The following is a 242-nucleotide window of genomic DNA, read 5'->3' as shown; positions in this document are numbered from 1 at the left end:
GTGGACAGCCAGCTGAATCCAGTGCCGATCGGCGTACTGGGCGAGCTGTGCATTGGCGGTGCTGGTGTCGCACGGGGGTACCTGAACCGTACGGACCTGACGGCGGAGAAATTCGTAGCGAACCCGTACGTGCCGGGTGAACGACTGTATCGTACCGGCGACTTGGCGCGGTGGATGCCAGACGGCCATGTGGACTTTATCGGCCGGATGGATGATCAGGTCAAAATCCGGGGCTTCCGGAT

Annotated in this window: 1 protein-coding gene; it reads left to right on the top strand. The window is 61.6% G+C overall.

Annotated elements, in window-relative coordinates:
- On the top strand, positions 1–242 hold a 242-nt coding region (locus HFE01_RS26780; RefSeq protein WP_167442931.1), incomplete at both ends, for an AMP-binding protein.

Origin of the sequence: Paenibacillus sp. EKM10P, from assembly GCF_011800655.1 — a bacterium.
GTDB classification, from domain to species: domain Bacteria; phylum Bacillota; class Bacilli; order Paenibacillales; family Paenibacillaceae; genus Paenibacillus; species Paenibacillus polymyxa.
The sequence above is the reverse complement of the archived record's forward strand: the minus strand, read 5'-3'. Positions and strand labels throughout refer to the sequence as shown.